Origin of the sequence: Faecalibacterium sp. Marseille-Q4137 (genome assembly GCF_017377535.1) — a bacterium.
In the GTDB taxonomy this organism is placed as follows: domain Bacteria; phylum Bacillota; class Clostridia; order Oscillospirales; family Ruminococcaceae; genus Faecalibacterium; species Faecalibacterium duncaniae.
Window position 1 is genome coordinate 1 of the sequence record NZ_JAFREK010000013.1, and the last position, 18,987, is coordinate 18,987.

Consider the following 18,987-nt stretch of genomic DNA (forward strand, 5'->3'; position numbering starts at 1 on the left):
CCAAGGCCGCCCCTACTAGGGGCGGTGGCATCCCGTAGGGATGACGGTGGGGTTTGACCCCAGCTGCTGCTTACGGCTCAGCCCCCGCTAGTAAGGAGCCCTTGTCAAAACCAGAACCTCTCCTCTTCGCGAGAGGGCTTCACAAAGGAGGAACCGCCCTTGCATCATCTGCTTTCACTTCTTTGCCGTCTTTATTGCTTTCTGTTGGCCCCTTCTGCCGCCCACTACATCAACGGCGGGCCCAGCCTGCCGCCGCCGCTGACACCGGAACAGGAAAAGGCCCTGCTGACCCGGATGATGGCGGGGGATGCCGCCGCGCGCGATGACCTCATCACCCACAACCTGCGGCTGGTGGTCTACCTTGCCAAAAAGTACGAGAACAGCGGCGTGCCGCAGGAGGACATGATCTCCATTGGCACCATCGGGCTGATCAAGGCGGTGAACACCTTTACACCCGCGCGGAACATCAAGCTGGCCACCTACGCCAGCCGGTGCATCGGCAACGAGATCCTGATGTACCTGCGCAAAAGCTCCAACCGGCGGCAGGAGGCCAGCATCGATGAGCCCCTGAACACCGACGGCGACGGCAACGAGCTGCTGCTCTCGGACGTGCTGGGCAGCGACGAGAACCTTGTGGGCCTGCAATTGGAGCAGGCCGCCGAGCGCGCCACCCTCCGGCGCTCCGTGGAGCAGCTGGCCCCCCGGGAGCGGCAGATCATGGAGCTGCGCTTCGGCCTTGTGGACGGCGTGGAGCACACCCAGAAGGAAGCCGCCGATGCCCTTGGCATCAGCCAGAGCTACATTTCCCGGCTGGAAAAGCGAATCATCCGTCAGCTGAAAGAGGTGCTGGAGCGGGAGTAACCCCACCGACATCCCTGCGGGATGCCACCGCCCCTAATAGGGGCGGCTTTGGCATAATGGGTAACTTTATGGGTACTGCCAAGGGCCCCACTATTAGGGGGGCTGTCACGCAAAGCGTGACTGAGGGGTTTAGTCTCCAAAAAGTTCCTCGTATTCCCCGCACGTTCCGTGACCATACTTCCGGTATCAACGTAACCGGAGGTTCGGGGGATGTACAACAAAGTGGAATTATGCGGGGTGGACACGTCTCAGCTGCCGGTGCTTTCAGAAACGGAAAAGCGGCAGCTGCTCACCCGGGCGCGGGCAGGCGATGCCGCCGCCCGGCAGGCCATGATCGAGGGCAACCTGCGGCTTGTCCTGAGCGTGGTGCAGCGGTTCGCGCAGCGGGGGGAGAATCTGGACGACCTGTTTCAGGTGGGGTGCATCGGGCTTATTAAGGCCATCGACAACTTTGACCCGGCCCAGCCGGTGCGTTTTTCCACCTACGGCGTGCCCATGATCATCGGGGAGATCCGGCGCTTCCTGCGGGACAACAACGCCCTGCGGGTCAGCCGCAGCCTGCGCGATGCCGCCTACAAGGCCATGCAGGCCCGGGAAGCGCTGGAAAAGCAGCTGGGCCGGGAGCCCACCGTGGACGAGGTGGCCCGGCAGGCAGGACTTTCCCGCCGGGAGGTAAACGCGGCGCTGGAATCGGTGGTGGAGCCCATCAGCCTGGAAGAGCCCCTTTACACCGATGGCGGCGATGCCATGTATGTCATCGATCAGGTGCGCGACCCGGACAGCGAGGACAGCTGGATCAGTGGGTTGGAGTTCCGGCAGACCGTGGCCGGGCTGACCCCGCGCGAAAAGCGGATCATGGAGCTGCGCTACCTCAAGGGCGAGACCCAGATGGAGGTGGCGCGGGAGATCGGCATCAGCCAGGCGCAGGTCTCCCGGCTGGAAAAGGCCGCGCTGGAGCAGTTCCGGCACAAATAAACAGGAGAGCGGCACAGGCCTCCCTGCACCGCTCTCCTACTTTTTGTATTTGCGTCTGGTCGCCGCCCCGCCCCGCAGATGGCGCTCGGCCTTGTTGCGGGCCAGCACGGCCTGCACCCGGGCAAACAGGGCCGCATCCACGGCCCGCAGGCGGGTGGATACGTCCTTGTGCACCGTTGATTTGCTGCACCCGAACGCCCGGGCGGCTGCCCGCACCGTGGCACTGTGCTCTGCAATGTACTCTCCCAGCAGCGCCGCACGCTGCTCCGGCTCCACGTTCATCCGGTCACGCCTCCCCTGTTTGCGGTCTCCCTAAAAAATATGAGCCATCAGCCGCCAATATGCCCGCCGGGGCTTGACATTTGGGCGCTGGCCGCTATACTGGGAGCTGGACATAAAAACAGGGGCGCTGAAAAGCTGAGATCCGCACCTGAGCGGAGTACCCTCGAACCTGATCCGGGTAATGCCGGCGTAGGTAGTTTGCGGAAAGGTCCACCCTCTTCACAAACGAAGCCCATGCGCCTGCTTTTTTGTGCGGGTGCATTTGTTTTTGTGTACTATTATCTGAGAAGAGGAATCTCCCATGTCAAAAACCTATTCCAAGACCCGCATTCTTGTGGAGTGCGCCCTGATGATTGCCATTGGTACCGTGCTGAGCAACATCAAGTTCTTCACCCTGCCCAACGGCGGCAGCGTTACCCTGCTGAGCATGCTGCCCTTTGTGCTGGTCTCCTTCCGCCACGGCGTGAAGTGGGGCCTGTTCACCGGCTTTGTCAACGGCTGCCTGCAGATGCTGCTGGGCTTCTGGGCACCCCCGACCCCGACCTTCCTGTATTTCCTGGGTGAAGTCCTGCTGGACTACCTGGTGGCCTTTATGGCGCTGGGCACTGCTGAGTTCTTTGCCCGTCCCTTCAAGAACCGGATGGTCGGCGTGGCCGTGGGCACCTTTATGGCAGGCTTCCTGCGTTTTATGTGCAGCTTCCTGTCCGGTGTGCTGGTCTGGGGCAACCTGAACGAAGGCCTGTCTGCCTGGACTTACAGCCTGGTGTACAACGGCAGCTACATGCTGCCCGAGACCCTGCTGACCATGGTGGCCGCCGTTCTGCTCTGCCGTGTGGCTCCGCAGATCTTTGACCGCCAGCACGCAAAGGCCTAACCCATCCTCACTTTGTTCCGCGCCCTGCCCGGCTCTGTGCCCGGCAGGGCTTTTTTGTTTTTGCAGACTTTTTCAAATTGGGTGTTGACAACCGCCCGCCCAGCTGGTATAATAACTCACGTCGCAAGACACCAACCGAATATGTGGGGGATTAGCTCAGCTGGGAGAGCGCTTGCATGGCATGCAAGAGGTCAGCGGTTCGATCCCGCTATTCTCCACCAAAAAAGCACTGTACTTCGTAGGAAGTATGGTGCTTTTCTTTTTTGTTCCGACAAAAAGATCAGGGGTGCACCGCTCGCCATGCAGGCGGGCCAGTGACACCCCCGATTTCAATCGAAACCGTTATCTGATTTAACGCTTGCAGTGTTTTCCGCGCCGCGCCGCCAGCTCCATGCCAAGGCCCGCCAGCGTATCTCTACGCTGACGGTCTTTTATGGGCGCGGGTGGATTACGCAAGCCGCGCATCTAAAAAAGCCCCGCAGGGGCTTTTTCCCCCGCCGGACTGTTCGGCGGGTCGATGCTGTTCGAATCCACCCGCCTAGCCTCCGGGAAGGTTATTACAAAACAGAAACTCCAGTACCCGGTTCGGATACTGGAGTTCTTGGTGGGCGCGGGTGGATTCGAACCACCGAAGCTGAAAAGCAGCAGATTTACAGTCTGTCCCCATTGGCCACTCGGGAACACGCCCATATCTTATTTACAGTCATCGCTGACTGCCTGTATATTTTATCATCTGAAGTGGCATTTGTCAACTACTTTTTCCACGGATTTTCTCTTTTTCTGTCGTTCTCTATTTTCCTGCGTTTTACCGCAATAAAAGCTCTTTTCTATAACAGCAAAAGACCCCAAAACGTTTTCCGTTTTGAGGTCTTTTTGGAGCTAGTGACAGGAGTTGAACCTGCAACCCATTGATTACAAATCAATTGCGCTGCCATTGCGCCACACTAGCATCGGCTACCTAAATAGTATACCACCAGCGGGCGGGTTTGGCAAGGCTTGATTTCTGATTCTACGGTTATTCCACGGTCACGCTCTTGGCGAGATTGCGGGGCTTATCCACATCACAGCCGCGCAGAACAGCCATATAGTAGGCAAACAGCTGCAGCGGAACGATGAGCTGCAGGGGCATCAGCAGGTCATCGTAGTCATCCAGACGCACCACATAGTCGGCCACGCCATCGGGCACCACGGCATCCTGGGTGGTGAAGAGCAAGACTTTTGCGCCACGGCTCTTGGTCTCCTTGGCGTTGGAGATGGTCTTTTCGTAGACCTGCTTCTGGGTGGCAAGGGCGATCACCGGCACGCCGTCTGTTACCAGACTGATGGTGCCATGCTTGAGTTCACCCGCCGCATAAGCATCCGAGTGGACATAGCTGATCTCCTTCAGCTTCAGGCTGCCCTCCAGCGAGAGCGAATAGTCGAACCCGCGGCCGATGAAGAAGCAGCTCTGGGTATTGACGAAACGGCTGGCCAGATACTTGATCTGCTCACAATCGGCCAGGCGGGGCTTGATGACTTCCCCGGCCCGGAGCAGCTCTGCCGTCAGGCGGCGGATCTCGGCATCGGTCTGCATTCCCCGGGCGTAAGCCAGCCGCAGGGCGAACAGGTAGAGCACGCACATCTGCACCATATAGGCCTTGGTGGAGGCCACAGCGATCTCAGGGCCGGCATAGGTGTACATGACATAATCCGCCGCGCGGGCAATGCTGCTGCCCACCACGTTCACAATGGCCAGCACCGGCACGCCTCGGCTCTTAGCCAGCTTGAGGGCAGCCAGCGTATCGCTGGTCTCGCCCGACTGGCTGATGATGATGACCAGATCCTCCGGCCGCAGGATGGGATTCCGGTAGCGGAACTCGCTGGCGATCTCCACCTGTGCAGGCACCCGGGCCAGCGCCTCGATGGCGGCCTTGCCCACCATGCCCGCGTGCATGGCCGTGCCGCAGCCCACCAGATGCACCGTGCCGATGCGGCGCAGCCGCTCATCCGTCAGTTCAGGAACGCGCAGGTCGGGCAGACCGTTTTCCACACGGGGGCTCACCGTGGCCGTGATGGCCGCAGGCTGTTCGTTGATCTCCTTCAGCATGAAGTGCGGGTAGCCGCCCTTTTCAGCGGCTTCCTGATCCCAGTTGGCGGTCAGAACTTCCCGCTCCACCGGCTCCGCGAACTCATTGTAGAAGCGGATACCGTCGGCGTTCACCACCGCCATGTCCCCCTCTTCCAGCACGCTGTACCGGCGGGTATATTTCAGCAGCGCCGGGATATCCGACGCAATAAAGTTTTCCTCTTCGCCCCAGCCCACGATGAGCGGGCTCTCCCGCTTGACCGCGAACAGGGTATCCGGGAAATCCCGGAACAGAACAGCCAGCGCATAGCTGCCCCGCACCATGGCCAGAGCGGCGCGCAGGGCTTTGAGGGGCTCTCCCTCATAGCAGCTGTCGATGAGCTTGACCAGGACCTCGGTGTCGGTCTCGCTCTCAAAGGTATAGCCCTTGGCCATGAGCCGCTCCTTCAGCACACCATAGTTCTCGATGATGCCGTTGTGGACGATGCTCACCCGGGGCGTGGAATGCGGGTGGCTGTTCACATCGCTGGGTTCCCCGTGGGTCGCCCACCGGGTGTGGCCGATGCCGCAGCCGCTCCGGGCCAGGGCCTCCACCGCCAGCCGCTTGCGCAGCTCCGCCAGACGGCCCTTGCTCTTGACCACCCGGATGCCGCCCTCCAAAGCCAGCGCCACACCGGCGGAATCATAGCCGCGGTACTCCAGCTTTTCCAGACCATCCAGCAAAACATCCTGTGCATTCCGTTTTCCAACATAACCAACAATGCCACACATACAAAACACCTCCATGCCGACAGCCCGGCGCAAAAAACGCGCGCAGCACAGCTGTCAGCCTCCTGTAACAGTTTATGTTCTTGTATGGCTTTCTTTGAGGGGATCTGTTACGGTATCACTGCCGATTTTTGCCCCTCTCTGCGGCTGGTATAGCCCATGGTCAGCCGGAGAAACATCCGCCGAATTTTTCGATGATTCCTCTCCTCGTCACCCTCACGGCTGTCACCCGTGTGGCCCGGCGCTTTGTGTCAACTGGTGGTAGACATCACTCCTCTCAATTAGAATCCTCTTAGACAAAGCCCTGCTATTAACCCCCACCGTCATCCCTTCGGGATGACACCGCCCCTACTAGGGGCGGCCTTGGCAGAGCAATACAGTTTGTGTATATAGGGAAACTTTACGAAATGCCAAGGGCCCCACTATTAGGGGGGCTGGCGGGCGTAAGCCCGCCTGAGGGGTTTGACCCATTATCTTTTTCCCAGCATCTTATGCAGCTTCGGCCGCCACACCAGCTGATACACCTGCAGCAGGTTGTGGAGCGCCCGGTCATACAGCAGAAAGGCAACATTGCCCATGGCAAGGGTGGCCAGCGAGACCGCCAGCGCGGTGGTCTTCAGCTCCTGCGAAATGCTGCCCGCAGGCACCAGCAGCAGCACCAGCCCGTACATGGCCAGCACGGCACCGTTGCAGAGCAGCAGCTTGCACAGCACCCGCACCAGCGGCAGACGGATGCGCTCAAACCGGGGCTTGACCAGCGGGTAATATCCCAGCAGGAACACAAAGACCAGTGCCACCTCCTTATCCGGCACAAAGAGCAGGCTGAGCAGGCTCACCGCGCCGTAGGCTGTCAGGGCCATGGTCCTGCCGCACTCCACGCAGACCGTGGCGATGAGCAGGCTGGCCACCGCCGGGGCAATGAACATCAGCACCGGCACCACAGCCCCCAGCAGCATCAGGGCCACGCTCAGGGCAGCCGCCATGCCGCAGTAGGCCATCGCCCAGCTCTTGCGGGCTTTCACGGCAGCTCCCAGCGCACGGGCTGGTTCTCCGGGTCCAGCGGCTCCACCGCATGGCGCAGGCCCAGGATCATAATATTGTCGATCAGGCTCTTGTTCAGCTTGACATCCAGCATCCCGTAGGCGCGCACCAGATCGTTTGCCGCAGCCAGCGACTGCCGCCGGGCATTTTCCAGTGCAGCACCGGGGTCCTCGACACCATTGACCAGATACACATTGTACCGCTCGGCCCGCTTGTCATCGGCCACACGGCCCGCCTTATCCAGCAGGTAGAACACCCGCCCGATGCAGCTGCCGATATAGCGCATACTCTTGCGCTGGCTGTTCTCATCGGTGGCAAGCGTGGAGTAGAGCGCGCCGTAGATGTTGCTCATAGGCTCGGCAACCTCGGTGTAGTTCTTGGCGTTCAGGTTCATCTGAACGATCGCCTGCTCCTGCTCCTGTTCAAACAGCCGCTCCAGCGCGGGGTTCTCCCGCACGGCCTTTTCATAGGCGCGGCGGAGCAGGATGCGGTCGATGGTGCGCTTCACCCGCTGTTTGAAGGGCAGCTCGTCACTGCGGCGGTCCTGCAGCTTATGCCAGCCCAGCAGCACCTCCACCTGCGCGGCCAGCCGGATGCCCTGGGTCTGGCACATCATCGGCCTCCAGCAGAGCGTCCAGGGCAGGCGCACCTTTTTGCAGGTCGCCTCCCGCCCGGCCAGGCTGTCTGACAGCAGTGCGAACAGAACGCCGTTGTGCTGCAGCTGACTGCACGAGTAGAGCCCGTAGGTCGTGTTCAGCTGATACTGCACGCCCCGCAGATACCATTGGTAGATATTATAATCCCGGATGGTAAGCTCCGGAAGATAAGGCCGCATCCGACCGTCCATGTCTTTTTATTCTCCTGTTTACTTTTTCTTGAACTCGGCGGTACGCTTCCCGTCAAAGCCCTGCTTGGGCATCGGCTTTGCCTTGTGCTCAAACTTGGGGGCCTCGTAGTACATATACAGCTGGCAGGGGATCATACCGTTGTACATCTTGCGGCGCTTGTTGGCGCGCTTGCCGTAGTGGCTCTCAAACTCCATATCGGCAGTGATGGCGTACAGGCCCGCGCAGGGATGCTCGGCCATCTGCCGGCCCAGGGTGCGGGCCAGCTTGGCGGCACCCTCGATGGTGTTCATCCGCTCGCCGTACGGGGGATTGGTCAGAACGATGGCTTCGGGCTTTGCCGCAAAATCAGCGACATCGGCCACCTCAAAATGGCAGCGCTTTTCCACACCGGCCAGCTTTGCGTTGGCATTGGCCAGTGCCACGGCGGCGGGGTCGATATCGTAACCAAAGGCTTCAAAGCCCACATCCAGCTTGGACTCTGCCAGCGCTTTCTGGCGCTGCTCGGCCCAGAGGGAAGCGGGCACAAAGCTGTAACGCTCGGCGGCAAAGCGGCGCTTGAGGCCGGGGGCAATGTTCATGGCCTTCTGGGCGGCTTCGATCAGCAGGGTGCCGCTGCCGCAGAAGGGATCTTCCACCAGACTGTCGCGGCGGACACGGCCCAGGTCGGCAATGGTCGCGGCCAGCGTCTCACGGATGGGGGCCTCCATGGCGTTGCGGCGGTAGCCGCGCTTGTGCAGGCCCTCGCCGGTGGTATCCAGCATGATCTCGCAGACATTCTTGCGCAGCATGAAACGGATCTTGTACTCCGCGCCGGTCTCGGGCAGAACAGAGGTATGATGCTTGTTCATCAGGCGCTTGACCACAGCCTTTTTGATGATGCTCTGGCAGGCAGGCACACTGGTGAGCTGGCTGTTCAGGGAAGAGCCGGTCACAGGGAAGGCGGCATCGGCGGGCAGCAGCTCTTCCCAGGGGATGCTGTACACGCCGTCAAACAGCTCATCGAAGGTGGAAGCGGGGTAGGTGTTGAGGAGCAGCATCACGCGCTCCACCGTGCGCAGGTTCAGGTTGGCGGCAGCGATCATCTCCGGCCCGCCCGCAAAGGTCAGGCGGCCATCCCCTACCCGGATGTTCTCGGCCCCGATGCGGGTCAGCTCAAATTTCGCAGTTGCCTCGCAGCCAAAGAAGCAGGGTGCGATCAGTTCAAATTTTGCAGGCATTCTGGTTCCTTTCTTGTCCGTGGGCGTTGCCGCACCACCAAAAAACAGGCCCGCCCCGCTGGGGCAGGCCAGGTTCGTTCTATGGCTCAGCGGCCGCGGCGGGAGCGCGGTGCATAACCGCCGCCGCGGCGGTTGTTGGTCTCGTGGTCGAGGTCGGCCATCTTTTCCTCGCTCTGGCTCTTGAAGCGGCTCATCATATCCTCAAAGCTCAGGTTATCGCTCTTGGCCGGGGCCTTGGGCTGCCACACACGGGGTGCTGCATCCCGGGCAGGGCCGCGTCCGCCCTCACGAGGGGGCCGTCCGCCGCCGCGGGAATTACCGAAATGGCCGCCCTCGCGGGGGCCGTTCTGGCGCGGGCCGCCGGGCCGGGGCCCACGGTCACTGCGCGGCTGACGGGGTGCCGGCGGCAGCAGCCGCTTGATGGACAGCGCGATCTTGCCGTCCGGTGCAATGTTGATGACCTGCACCTTCACAGCATCGCCGTCGTGCAGCACCGTGTTGATATCCTGCACATATTCATTGGACACCTCGGAAATGTGGACCATGCCCGATTTGCCCTCAGGCAGCGCAACAAATGCACCAAAGGGCTTTACGCCGGTCACACGGCCTTCCAGTACGTTCCCTACCTCAATTGCCAAAACTCAATACTCCTTGCTCTCTTTTTGTGGGGGCACCGGGTCTGTCCGCAGAGCTGCCCGGCGGGGTGTGCCCTCAGTTGCCGGTCACATCCACAAAGATGCGCTCGTTGGGGGCTGCGTAGTTGTAAGAATCCCGGGCGACCCACTCGGTCACATCGTCGGCATCGCCGCTGAGGATGCGCTTCATCTCCTCGTTCTGGGTCTTTTGCTGTTCGATCTGCTCGCTCAGCGTCTGCAATTCCGCACGCCGGGAGCTGATGGACACCTGATTGGAGATGTAGGCCACCAGCATACTCAACAGCAGCAGAATGAAGAAAAGACGAAGGATCGTCCGCACAAACGGGCTGCGTCTGCGCTTTTTCCGGGTGGTATTTGCCATTTTTCAGCGCCTCCTGTGCTCAGCAGGCCCGAAACGCCTGTACTCTTACTTTGATACGTTAGAATTATACAACAACCGCCGTGTGCTTGGCAAGTTCTTTTTCGGTTTTTTTGCGCTTCTTTTTTGCGCGCGGCGCGCTCTGGCCTGCTCCACCCGGTTTTTGCGGGCTGCTGCCAGCGGCTGCAATGCCCGCCGGGCCAGCCGGAGCGGCCCCGCCGCCAGCCAGAGCAGCCCCTGTTCCAGTGCCTGCAGAGCAGGCCGCAGAAGCCGTTCGGCCCCAAAAGCGCAGAGAAAGGCGCTGCCCGGCATATACCACCGCAGCACGCCCCCGGCGCTCAGGGCGGCGGCATAGCTCTGCAGCCCCAGCAGGACAGCCCCTACAAGTGCCATATCCGGCAGGAACGCCGCCCGCCCCCTGACCGGAAACACCGCGCGCACGCTGCCCAGCACAAGGCCCAGCAGGGCGCAGGCAGCCGCCTCCTGCCCGATGAGCGCGGGCGCAAGAGCCGGTGCCATCAGCGGAGCAGCCGGGACAGAAAGCCGCCCGGGGTACGCGCGGCGGTATACTCCACCGCGTCGATGCGGCCCGTCAGCTTCACTTCCCCGCTGTCGAGGTCAAGGCTGGTCACGTTGAGCTGCGCCCCGGCCAGCTGCAGCACGCCCCGGGCTGTTTCAATGGCAGCACTCTCCGCGTTACACTGCAGCACCCGCCTGACCCCTGTTACCGTCAGCTTTTCCCGGTTCTCCAGGATGAGGTCGCTGTTCCCCGCCTGCTCTGCCATGCACCTCTCCCCCTTCTGGTGAAGGTTATGCAAACAGCTTGCGGGATAGAACCTCTCCGTCAGCCCTTCGGGCTGCCACCCCTCCCAATAGGCGAGGCAAGGATGCAGCAGCATAAACCTGGCACCCCTATTAGGGGAGCTGGTGCAAAGCGCCTGAGAGGTTATTCCGAAATGATCTCGTACATCTCCCGGGCCACATCCTTGGTGCGGGGCTCCACATCAGAGAGCACCTTTACCTTGATGGGCCGGTTGCCGAAGGTGACCTCGATGATGTCCCCTTCCTTGACCGCCTGGCTGGCCTTGGCGATCTTGCCATTGATGAGGATGCGGCCCGCATCGGCCACCTCGTTTGCCACGGTGCGGCGCTTGATGAGCCGCGAAACTTTCAGGTATTTATCCAGTCTCATGTTATGATCCTCCAGAAAAGCAGGCCCTCTCCATCATTGCGCTTTGTCCGCCGCACCTCCGGACAGGGGAACTGGCAGCGCGAAGCGTTGACTGAGAGGTTTTACAAAAAAACCGCCGGAACCACTGCGGCCCCGGCGGCAAAGATCAAACTTACAGGGTATCCTTCAGAGCCTTGCCCGGCTTAAAGACAATGCTCTTGGAAGCAGCGATGGTGATGGGCTCACGGGTGCGGGGGTTGATGCCCTGGCGCTCTGCGCGCTCACGGATCTCGAAAGTGCCAAAGCCGGAGATGGTGATCTTCTCACCCTCAGCCATTGCCTTGCTCAGTGCGTCGAAAGCGGCGTTGACAGCCAGCTCGGCGCTCTTCTTGCTCATCTCGGTGTTTGCTGCAACCTGTGCGATCAGATCGGTCTTGGTCATAATGGGGTACCTCCACAAAATTTTACTCAGCTTTTTCTATCAGACAGTGGCAGGGCGTTCCTGCCCGTCTGAATCTTCGGTCTTTTGCAGCAGCTCCTGACGGAACCGCCCGGATGCAAAGGTCAGGGCCTCTTCCGCGTCCACACCGGCCAGCCGCATGGCATTGGCCGCTGCAAACAGCAGCGCCCCGGCCCGCTCGGCGGCATTTTCCGGCACCGCTTCCTCCCAGCCGCGCTCGGCAGCCTTCAGGGCAGCGGCGGCATCCTCTGCCGTCTGCGCAAACGCGCCCTTGCGGGCGGCACGCTTCTGCATCTTCTGGGCATACATCAGGGCGGGCAGGGTGGCCGGAACCGTGTTCAGCTCATCCGCCAGCGTGGTGCGGCCCTTTTCCTTATTTTTGAGCGCATCCCAGCTGTTTATACCGGCATTTTCAGCCGCCGAAGAGGCAAAGATGTTCGGGTGCCGGAACACCAGCTTCTCGCACACCTCCCGGCAGACCTGCTCGAAATCGAACCGGCCCCGCTCTTCCTCAATGACGGTATGGAACGCCACCTGCATCAGCACGTCGCCCAGCTCCTCGCGCATCATGGCCACGTCGTCGGCATCAATGGCTTCCAGCGCCTCGCAGGTCTCCTCCAGAAAGTTCTTCCGGATGGATGCGTGGGTCTGCACCTTATCCCAGGGGCAGCCGTTTTCTCTGTCACGCAGAATGCGGATGATCTGCAGCAGATCCTCCGCCGTGTAGCGTTCCCGTTCGGGCCAGTCCTGCATGGGTGCACTCCCCTTTCCTCTGCTCAAAAACCTGAGCTCGATTGTACCGCAGAATCTGCGATTTTTCAAGGGGACAAGCGCATTTTCCGGCTTTTCATTTCAATTGTTTCCAGAATTTTCACACTTTACCCTGTTTCTGTGCAGAAAGGGCGGCATCCCCCTACGGGGACACCGCCCTTTCAAGGCTTTTGGGGTTACAGCTGTGCGCCGCACTTGTTGCAGAACAGCGCATCCTCAGAGACCGGCGCACCGCACTGGGGGCAGGTCTTTTTGTCCGTGTCAGGCTTTTTGTCCTTTTCCACGGTCAGCTCAATGGTGATGCCGCTGCCCTCGGCGGGCTCCTCGTCCAGATCGTGGGTGATGACCTCGGCAGCGGGGCCAAGGCTCTCTCTGAGGGCGTTCAGGTTGGCCTCGATGCTGCCGATCATCTCGATATACTTATCCACAAGGGGCTGGTTCTCCTCGTTGCCCTTGGCCAGGCTGTAGACCAGTGCACCCAGCTGACGTTGTGCCCGGGCAAGCTTGGTCTGCTCCGAGACGATCTTTGCCTGCGTTCTGCCGCGCTCTGCCAGATCCATGGCGGCATTGCGGCCCTTTTCCGCATATTCCAGACCCATTTCCTTGATCTTATTGAAATCCATAATGACACCTCTCTTACGGGCATTGGCCCTGTGTGTGCTGTCAGATGATGGTTTCATTATAGCGCACTCAGGCACTGATTGCAACGAATCCACCGCAACTTTTACAGTTTCGTGCGGATTTGGAAACAGTTTTTTCGCATTTGGACAAGAGGATGGAACATTTTCCCCGCAGAGCGCGATTTTATTTTACGGCACTGCCGTAGAACTCCCGCAGCATGCTGTCGGCGGGCAGAAGCTCCAGATCCAGCGGGACCACGTGCTCAAAGCGGCGGGCAGTCTCGTCCCAGAGCTCGGCGTTGTGGCCCTCCAGCGTAAACTGGCGGCGCACGATGCCCAGCAGCCTGGAGATCAGCCCAAGCTCATAGGTAAAGGAGGTGTCCAGCAGAAAGTCCGCCGTGGTCTTGAAGCCCTTGATATACCGGGTCTCGCCGTCCAGCACCCGGTCCCACATGGCAAGGGTCTTTTCGGGGCTGCGGCCCCGGGCGGCAGCGTCCCGCAGGGTGCGGCGGCACAGGCGGATGTCCTGGGTGTTGATGACCCGGCGGCCGTCGATGGCATATTCCTCCCGCAGGCCGGCGTAGATGCGGTAGACATCCTCCGCAGGCACAAGGCCGGTGAGCTCCGGGTTCAGGGCATGGATCCCCTCCACGATGCAGACACCGCCCTGCAGGTCCACGGCCTCGGTCTCGTCGGAGCGCCGCTCGTTGGCAAAATCATAGATTGGCAGGGTGGTCCGGCCCGTCTCGCTCAGCTCATGCAGGCACTGCCGGACAAGGGGCAGGTCCATGGTATCGGGGTTTTCGTAATCCAGGGTACCGTCGGGCAGGCGGGGGTAGAACTCCGCCCCACGGAAAAAATTATCCAGGCTGACCACATGGGCGTATGTTCCCTGCCGGATCAGCTCCTCAGCCAGCTTGTGGGCGCTGGTGGTCTTGCCGCTGGCCGACGGGCCGGTGAGCATGACGATCTTGGTGCCGGAAAAGCGCACCTTTTCGGCGGCGTACTTCACGCGGTCGCGGTAGCTCTGCTCACTCAGGGCGGCAAGTTCCTGCGGACTGCGGGCGGCAACGTTGTACAGCCCGACTTCAACCAGACGTTTCGGGACCCAAATCGTGATCATAAAAATCAGCCACTCCTTTTTTGCGCTCCAGTACCTCCGCAAAGCGCTGGATATACTCTGTCGGATACTTGAAATTGAAGATGCGCTGCATCCGTCGGCCACCGTCGGCCACCAGCTTGGTGCTGCCGCCTGCTCCGGCCGAAAGGATGGTCTGGACTTCCTCCATGATATAGATATTATAGTACCCCTCGTGGCCCGGCTTGCACCAGCCCACATTTTCCAGATTCTGCAGGGTGTTCTTCTGGCGGTAGAGGTAATAGGGGCGATATCCTGCATCGGCCAGCAGCTGGCATTTTTCCAGCATGGCCGCTACGTCTGCATAGTCGTTCTCCTTCTGGTCCTCGATGACGATGCGGGAGGCCCGCTTGAGGGTCAGGGTGTGAACGGTGATGTTCTCGGGGTCCAGCGCGATGGCCTGCCGCAGGCTGTGCTCAAAGCCCGCGACCGTATCGCCGGGCAGGCCCGCGATGAGGTCCATGTTGATGTCCTCATGGCCCGCCCTCCGGGCATCGGCATAGCAGTCCAGGATATCCTGCGCCGAGTGCCTGCGGCCAATGCCCGCCAGCACCTCGTCCGAGAAGGTCTGGGGGTTGATGGAAATGCGGGTGGCACCATACTCTTTGATGACAGCCAGCTTTTCGGCATCGGTGCAGTCAGGGCGGCCCGCCTCCACCGTGTACTCCACCACCTTGGAAAGGTCGAAGTTCTCCCGCACCGTGCCCATGAGCTGGCGGAGCTGGTCAGCGGACAGGCTGGTGGGGGTGCCGCCGCCGATATAGATGCTGCACAGCTTCAGTCCAGCCTTGTCGGCCTGCTCCCGGATGGCCTCTACCTCTCTGCACAGGCAGTCCACATAGGGCTGCACCAGCTTGCGGTCCCGGTCAAGGTTGCAGCTGACAAAGCTGCAGTAGCTGCACCGGGAGGGGCAGAACGGGATGCCGAGATACAGGCTGTACGTTTTGGGGGCGCTGCCCAGCTTCAGGATGGGTTCCTGCAGGTCGGCGATGGCCTTGGCCATGTCGTACTTCTGCCGGGAGCAGTCAAAGCGCTCCAGAAAGAACCGGTCGATGTCGGCTTTGGTCCAGCCCGCGGCCCGCTTGTCATGGATGAGCCGCACCGGGCGCACGCCGGTCATCTTGCCCCAGGGCGGTCGGATGCCGGTCCAGCTCCGCAGCAGGTCATAGGTCAGGCTGGCAAGGGTGAACTCCACCGTCTCGCCGCCTGCTTCCACGGGGCGGGGCAATGGAGCCGCCGCATCCCTGCTCTGGCCCTGCTCCCGCACCATGGCGTACAGACTATCCTCTTTTTTCTCGGCCCAGACACAGTCCTCGCCCTCTTCCGGCGGGGTAAGGGTGAGCGGAGCCATAGGGTAAAACAGGCGCACCAGATGCTCCACCTCGTAGCCGGAGGGCAGGCCGGTAATATAAATCTTCATGTTTTTCTCTCTTTATCCTTAAAAATCCGCATTCCCGCCGCGCAGGGCGCTGCGGATATAGAAATTGTTTGCCAGTTCCTCGCCAAGGGTAGAAAAATCCCCGTGGCCGGGCAGCAGCTGGGTCTCCTTGGGGATGGGCAGGCCCGCCAGCTTGCGCAGGCTGGCATCCATTTTCTGCATACTGCCGCCCTCCAGATCGGTGCGGCCAATGCTGCCCTGGAACACGGTATCGCCCACAAAGAGATAGTCCCCGCACAGCAGCACCACACCGCCCTCGGTATGGCCGGGGGTGTGCCAGACGGTAAAGGTCAGCTCATCCACGGTGAGCTTTTCCCCCTCCTGATAGCCGCTGTCCGCGCTTTTCAGGGGAAAGAGCTGGCTGCCCCTGCAGTCGGCAGGCTCACAGTAGATCCTGGCCTTCCACTCCCGGCTCAGCACCCCTGCACTGCCCACATGGTCATAGTGGCCGTGGGTGCAGAGGATGGTGGTGAGCGTCGCGTTGTTCTCTTTGAAAATTTTATCGTACTCCTGCACTTCGGCGGCAGGGTCAATGACCACTGCATGGCCCGCATCGGAGATCAGGACAAAGCTGTTGGTATAAAGCGGCGCAGCGCCGAGAAGATGAAATGCTTTCATATCCTATATCCTTCTAACTATTCAGATGTTCCGGCTTTGCCAGGGGCGGGCCGTTACGAGTGGTGCGCCCACTCGTCCGTGTCGATGACAATGGTACAGGGCCCCTCGTTCACCAGAGACACCTGCATATCCGCGCCGAACTCGCCGTGCTGCACGTCCCTGAGGCCCTGCCGGTTCATCTCGGCAAGGAACAGCTCGTAGGCATCCACCGCAAGCGGGGCACGGGCCGCTTTGATAAAGCTGGGGCGGTAGCCCTTTTTCGTGTCGCCGTAAAGCGTGAACTGGCTGACCACCAGTGCCGAATAGCCCAGGTCCTTTGCGCTGAGGTTCAGCTTGTCGTTTTCGTCCTTGAAGATGCGCAGGCCCGCGCACTTATCCGCCAGCTTGGGCACAATGTCCAGCGTATCGGTATCCCGGACACCCAGCAGGATGACCAGGCCGGGGCCGATGGAGCGGGGCTCCCCGCCGTTGACCCGGACAGAAGCGGAGGACACTGCCTGAATGACTGCACGCATGGTTTAACTCCTTGTCACTTTGAGCACATCCTTGACCTTGGACAGACGCGCCACCACGCGGTTCAGGTGCTCGGTATTGTTGATGCCGATGGTCAGGCTGACCACGGCGCAGTTGTTTTCCACCTGACGGGCGTTCATGGTGTAGATGGGCACCCGGATATCGGCCAGAGCGCTCAGCACATCCCGCAGCAGCTCGTTGCGGTCCAGCGCCACGATCTCAAGGCCGGCCTTGTAGCTGTCCTTGACGCTGTCGGCCCAGTAAGCCTTGACCCAGCGGGGGGCGTTGGTGGGGTCCTTCATGCTGGAGATGGCATTGACACAGCTCTGCTTGTGGATGGACACGCCAAAACCGCGGGTGATAAAGCCCACGATGGGGTCGCCGGGCAGCGGACTGCAGCACTTGGCGAACTTGATGGGGGTGTTATCGAAGCCCTCCACCACCACACCGTCGGTGGCGTGGACCTTGCTCAGATCCACCTTGGCCAGCTGCTCGTTCTTGCCCTCCTCGCTCTTCCGCTTCTGCCACTCTTCCTTCAGCTTTGGCAGGCAGTTGGCAATGGTGATGCCGCCGTAGCCGATGGCGGCATACAGCTCCTCGGCGTTGTTCTGGCGCAGGCGGCGGCAGCAGCTGCCGATGAATTCATCCAGCTCGTCGTCGGGGATGAAGATCATCTCCCGGCGCAGCTCCCGGGCCAGCGTGTCGCGGCCCTCCTGGATGTTCTCCTCCCGGCGCATCTTCTTGAACCAGTTGCGGATCTTGCTCTTGGCCTCGCTGGTACGCACGATCTTCAGCCAGTCGCGGCTGGGGCCCTTGTCCGCCGGGCCGAGGATGACTTCAATGATCTCGCCGGTGGAAACAATGTGGTCAATGGGCACCATCCGGTTGTTGACCTTGCAGCCCACCATCCGGTTGCCGACGGCGGAGTGGATGGCATAGGCAAAGTCGATGCAGGTGGCACCCGTGGGCAGGTTGATGACATCGCCCTTGGGGGTAAAGGCAAAAACCTCCTCGGGCAGCAGGTCGCTCTTCAGGTCATGGAGCAGGTTGCCGGAATCCTCGCTGACGCGCTGGTTTTCCAGCAGCTGGCTGACCCAGGCCAGGCGCTCGTCCAGCTTATCGTGGCCATCCAGCCCTTCCTTATACTTCCAGTGGGCGGCAACGCCGTACTCTGCCTGTTCATCCATCTTGCGGGTGCGGATCTGCACCTCAAAGGGGATGCCCTCGTGGCCGATGACGGTGGTGTGCAGGCTCTGGTAGCCGTTGGGCTTGGGGGTGGAGATATAATCCTTGAAGCGGTTGGGCAGCGGGTGGTACATATCGTGGATGAGGCCCAGGGTGCTGTAGCACTCGGCCAGCGTATCCAGAATGACACGGACGGCATAAATATCGTAGATCTCATCGAAAGACTTGTTCTGCATGATGGTCTTGCGGTAGATGCCGTAGATACTCTTGACGCGGCGCTTGATGGTAGCACCCTCGATGCCGCTCTCCTTCAGCCGCAGCTCGATGACACCGGACACTCTGGCAAGGAACTCCTCCCCTGCACGCTCGCTCAGCATCTTGCTGATCTCCTCGTAGCCCACGGGGTCAAGGTAGTGCAGGCTGCGGTCCTCCAGCTCCTCCTTGACGTTCAGGATGCCCAGACGGTTGGCGATGGGAGCATAGACCTCCATCGTCTCACGGGCCTTGTCGCGGCGCTTCTGCTCAGGCCAGGCATCGCCGGTGCGCATATTGTGGAGCCGGTCGCAGAGCTTGATGATCATCACGCGGACATCCCGGCTCATGGCCAGCAGCATCTTGCGCAGGTTCTCGGCCTGCAGCTCCTCGATGTTGGAGAACTGGATCTTGGTCAGCTTGGTCACGCCGTCCACCAGCAGGGCCACTTCCTCTCCAAAGGCGGCGGTCAGGTCCTCCAGCGTGGTGGGGGTATCCTCCACCACGTCATGGAGCAGGGCGGCGGCAATGCTCTCCGAATCCATGCCCAGATCCAGCACCAGGCGGGCCACGGCCAGCGGGTGGCAGATGTAGGGCTCGCCGCTGCGGCGGCAGACCCCGTTGTGCGCCTTGTTGGCAAGGTCATAGGCCTTGGTGATCATCTCCATGTTGTAGGCCTTGCCGCTGGCCTTGATGGCCTCGCAGAGCTTCTCCCAGGTAACGATCTCAGGCCGCACCTCGCTGGGCAGAGCACCCTCGGGTGCGTCGGCCGGCAGGGCCGTGGCGTTCACGGTAGACACCTCCGGCACCGGCTGATGCAGATGCGTTTTTGCGGAGTAAATATCCTCCGCCGGTTTCTTTCCCTCTGGCATATTT

General features: G+C 60.9%; 21 protein-coding genes, 3 tRNA genes and 1 riboswitch. Of the genes, 4 read left to right on the forward strand and 20 right to left on the reverse strand.

Features of this window, described 5'->3' with window-relative positions; genetic code table 11:
• Positions 1–168 precede the first annotated feature (168 nt).
• Both J3353_RS06875 and sigG read left to right on the forward strand, forming a co-directional pair.
• Positions 169–861 (forward strand): sigma-70 family RNA polymerase sigma factor, encoded by a 693-nt coding sequence (locus tag J3353_RS06875; protein WP_187115630.1) that lies wholly within the window; start codon positions 169–171, stop codon positions 859–861.
• A gap of 210 nt (positions 862–1,071) precedes the next feature.
• A complete protein-coding gene (gene sigG / locus J3353_RS06880) occupies positions 1,072–1,836 on the forward strand; it encodes an RNA polymerase sporulation sigma factor SigG (protein ID WP_207684493.1) in 765 nt (254 codons plus the stop codon).
• Positions 1,837–1,872: 36 nt separating this feature from the next.
• On the opposite strand, the gene J3353_RS06885 is transcribed toward sigG, so the two are convergent.
• Positions 1,873–2,118 (reverse strand): sporulation transcriptional regulator SpoIIID, encoded by a 246-nt coding sequence (locus J3353_RS06885; protein ID WP_005932131.1) that lies wholly within the window; start codon positions 2,116–2,118, stop codon positions 1,873–1,875.
• A 110-nt stretch (positions 2,119–2,228) separates the two neighbouring features.
• Positions 2,229–2,331, forward strand: a riboswitch (TPP riboswitch).
• A gap of 88 nt (positions 2,332–2,419) precedes the next feature.
• Here J3353_RS06885 and thiT point away from each other — a divergent pair.
• Both thiT and J3353_RS06895 read left to right on the forward strand, forming a co-directional pair.
• Positions 2,420–2,992: an energy-coupled thiamine transporter ThiT gene (thiT, locus tag J3353_RS06890; RefSeq protein ID WP_005932129.1), complete on the forward strand. Its 573-nt coding sequence runs from the start codon at positions 2,420–2,422 to the stop codon at positions 2,990–2,992.
• Positions 2,993–3,137: 145 nt separating this feature from the next.
• Positions 3,138–3,213, forward strand: a tRNA-Ala gene (locus J3353_RS06895).
• A gap of 381 nt (positions 3,214–3,594) precedes the next feature.
• Here J3353_RS06895 and J3353_RS06900 read toward each other — a convergent pair.
• From J3353_RS06900 to J3353_RS06990, 19 genes are all read right to left on the reverse strand, one after another.
• Positions 3,595–3,680 (reverse strand) — tRNA-Tyr (locus J3353_RS06900).
• A gap of 186 nt (positions 3,681–3,866) precedes the next feature.
• Positions 3,867–3,941, reverse strand: a tRNA-Thr gene (locus tag J3353_RS06905).
• 66 nt (positions 3,942–4,007) lie between these two features.
• Entirely contained in the window at positions 4,008–5,828 is a 1,821-nt protein-coding gene (glmS, locus tag J3353_RS06910; protein WP_181967168.1) for a glutamine--fructose-6-phosphate transaminase (isomerizing), read from the reverse strand.
• 467 nt (positions 5,829–6,295) lie between these two features.
• A complete protein-coding gene (locus tag J3353_RS06915; protein ID WP_156065940.1) occupies positions 6,296–6,847 on the reverse strand; it encodes a hypothetical protein in 552 nt (183 codons plus the stop codon).
• The gene (locus J3353_RS06920; protein ID WP_207684494.1) at positions 6,844–7,713 is read right to left on the reverse strand and encodes a DUF5685 family protein; all 870 of its coding nucleotides are present in this window, start codon (positions 7,711–7,713) and stop codon (positions 6,844–6,846) included. Before J3353_RS06920 ends, J3353_RS06915 begins: the two co-directional genes overlap by 4 nt.
• Positions 7,714–7,731: 18 nt before the next feature.
• Positions 7,732–8,931, reverse strand: a complete 1,200-nt coding sequence (locus J3353_RS06925) for a class I SAM-dependent RNA methyltransferase (RefSeq protein WP_207684495.1) — start codon at positions 8,929–8,931, stop codon at positions 7,732–7,734.
• Positions 8,932–9,017: 86 nt separating this feature from the next.
• Positions 9,018–9,569 carry a S1 RNA-binding domain-containing protein gene (locus tag J3353_RS06930; protein ID WP_097772496.1) on the reverse strand — a complete coding sequence of 184 codons (552 nt, stop codon included), beginning with the start codon at positions 9,567–9,569 and terminating at the stop codon, positions 9,018–9,020.
• Between the two features lie 73 nt (positions 9,570–9,642).
• Positions 9,643–9,948, reverse strand: a complete 306-nt coding sequence (locus tag J3353_RS06935; protein ID WP_035393978.1) for a septum formation initiator family protein — start codon at positions 9,946–9,948, stop codon at positions 9,643–9,645.
• Between the two features lie 45 nt (positions 9,949–9,993).
• A complete protein-coding gene (locus tag J3353_RS06940; protein ID WP_207684496.1) occupies positions 9,994–10,464 on the reverse strand; it encodes a hypothetical protein in 471 nt (156 codons plus the stop codon).
• Entirely contained in the window at positions 10,464–10,730 is a 267-nt protein-coding gene (locus tag J3353_RS06945; RefSeq protein WP_207684497.1) for a YabP/YqfC family sporulation protein, read from the reverse strand. Before J3353_RS06945 ends, J3353_RS06940 begins: the two co-directional genes overlap by 1 nt.
• A gap of 161 nt (positions 10,731–10,891) precedes the next feature.
• Entirely contained in the window at positions 10,892–11,137 is a 246-nt protein-coding gene (locus J3353_RS06950) for an RNA-binding S4 domain-containing protein (RefSeq protein ID WP_005933461.1), read from the reverse strand.
• A gap of 151 nt (positions 11,138–11,288) precedes the next feature.
• Positions 11,289–11,558 (reverse strand): HU family DNA-binding protein, encoded by a 270-nt coding sequence (locus J3353_RS06955; RefSeq protein WP_005933459.1) that lies wholly within the window; start codon positions 11,556–11,558, stop codon positions 11,289–11,291.
• Positions 11,559–11,597: 39 nt separating this feature from the next.
• The gene (locus J3353_RS06960) at positions 11,598–12,329 is read right to left on the reverse strand and encodes a MazG family protein (protein ID WP_207684498.1); all 732 of its coding nucleotides are present in this window, start codon (positions 12,327–12,329) and stop codon (positions 11,598–11,600) included.
• 194 nt (positions 12,330–12,523) lie between these two features.
• A complete protein-coding gene (locus J3353_RS06965) occupies positions 12,524–12,970 on the reverse strand; it encodes a zinc ribbon domain-containing protein (RefSeq protein WP_097771017.1) in 447 nt (148 codons plus the stop codon).
• Positions 12,971–13,151: 181 nt separating this feature from the next.
• On the reverse strand, positions 13,152–14,090 hold the full coding sequence (locus J3353_RS06970; RefSeq protein ID WP_207684499.1) for a uridine kinase: 939 nt from the start codon (positions 14,088–14,090) through the stop codon (positions 13,152–13,154).
• A complete protein-coding gene (gene hemZ / locus J3353_RS06975) occupies positions 14,056–15,525 on the reverse strand; it encodes a coproporphyrinogen dehydrogenase HemZ (protein ID WP_207684500.1) in 1,470 nt (489 codons plus the stop codon). Before hemZ ends, J3353_RS06970 begins: the two co-directional genes overlap by 35 nt.
• Positions 15,526–15,543: 18 nt before the next feature.
• The gene (locus J3353_RS06980) at positions 15,544–16,161 is read right to left on the reverse strand and encodes an MBL fold metallo-hydrolase (RefSeq protein WP_097771015.1); all 618 of its coding nucleotides are present in this window, start codon (positions 16,159–16,161) and stop codon (positions 15,544–15,546) included.
• 53 nt (positions 16,162–16,214) lie between these two features.
• Entirely contained in the window at positions 16,215–16,676 is a 462-nt protein-coding gene (gene dtd / locus J3353_RS06985; protein ID WP_097771014.1) for a D-aminoacyl-tRNA deacylase, read from the reverse strand.
• Between the two features lie 3 nt (positions 16,677–16,679).
• Positions 16,680–18,983 carry a bifunctional (p)ppGpp synthetase/guanosine-3',5'-bis(diphosphate) 3'-pyrophosphohydrolase gene (locus tag J3353_RS06990; protein ID WP_207684501.1) on the reverse strand — a complete coding sequence of 768 codons (2,304 nt, stop codon included), beginning with the start codon at positions 18,981–18,983 and terminating at the stop codon, positions 16,680–16,682.
• Positions 18,984–18,987: the final 4 nt, after the last annotated feature.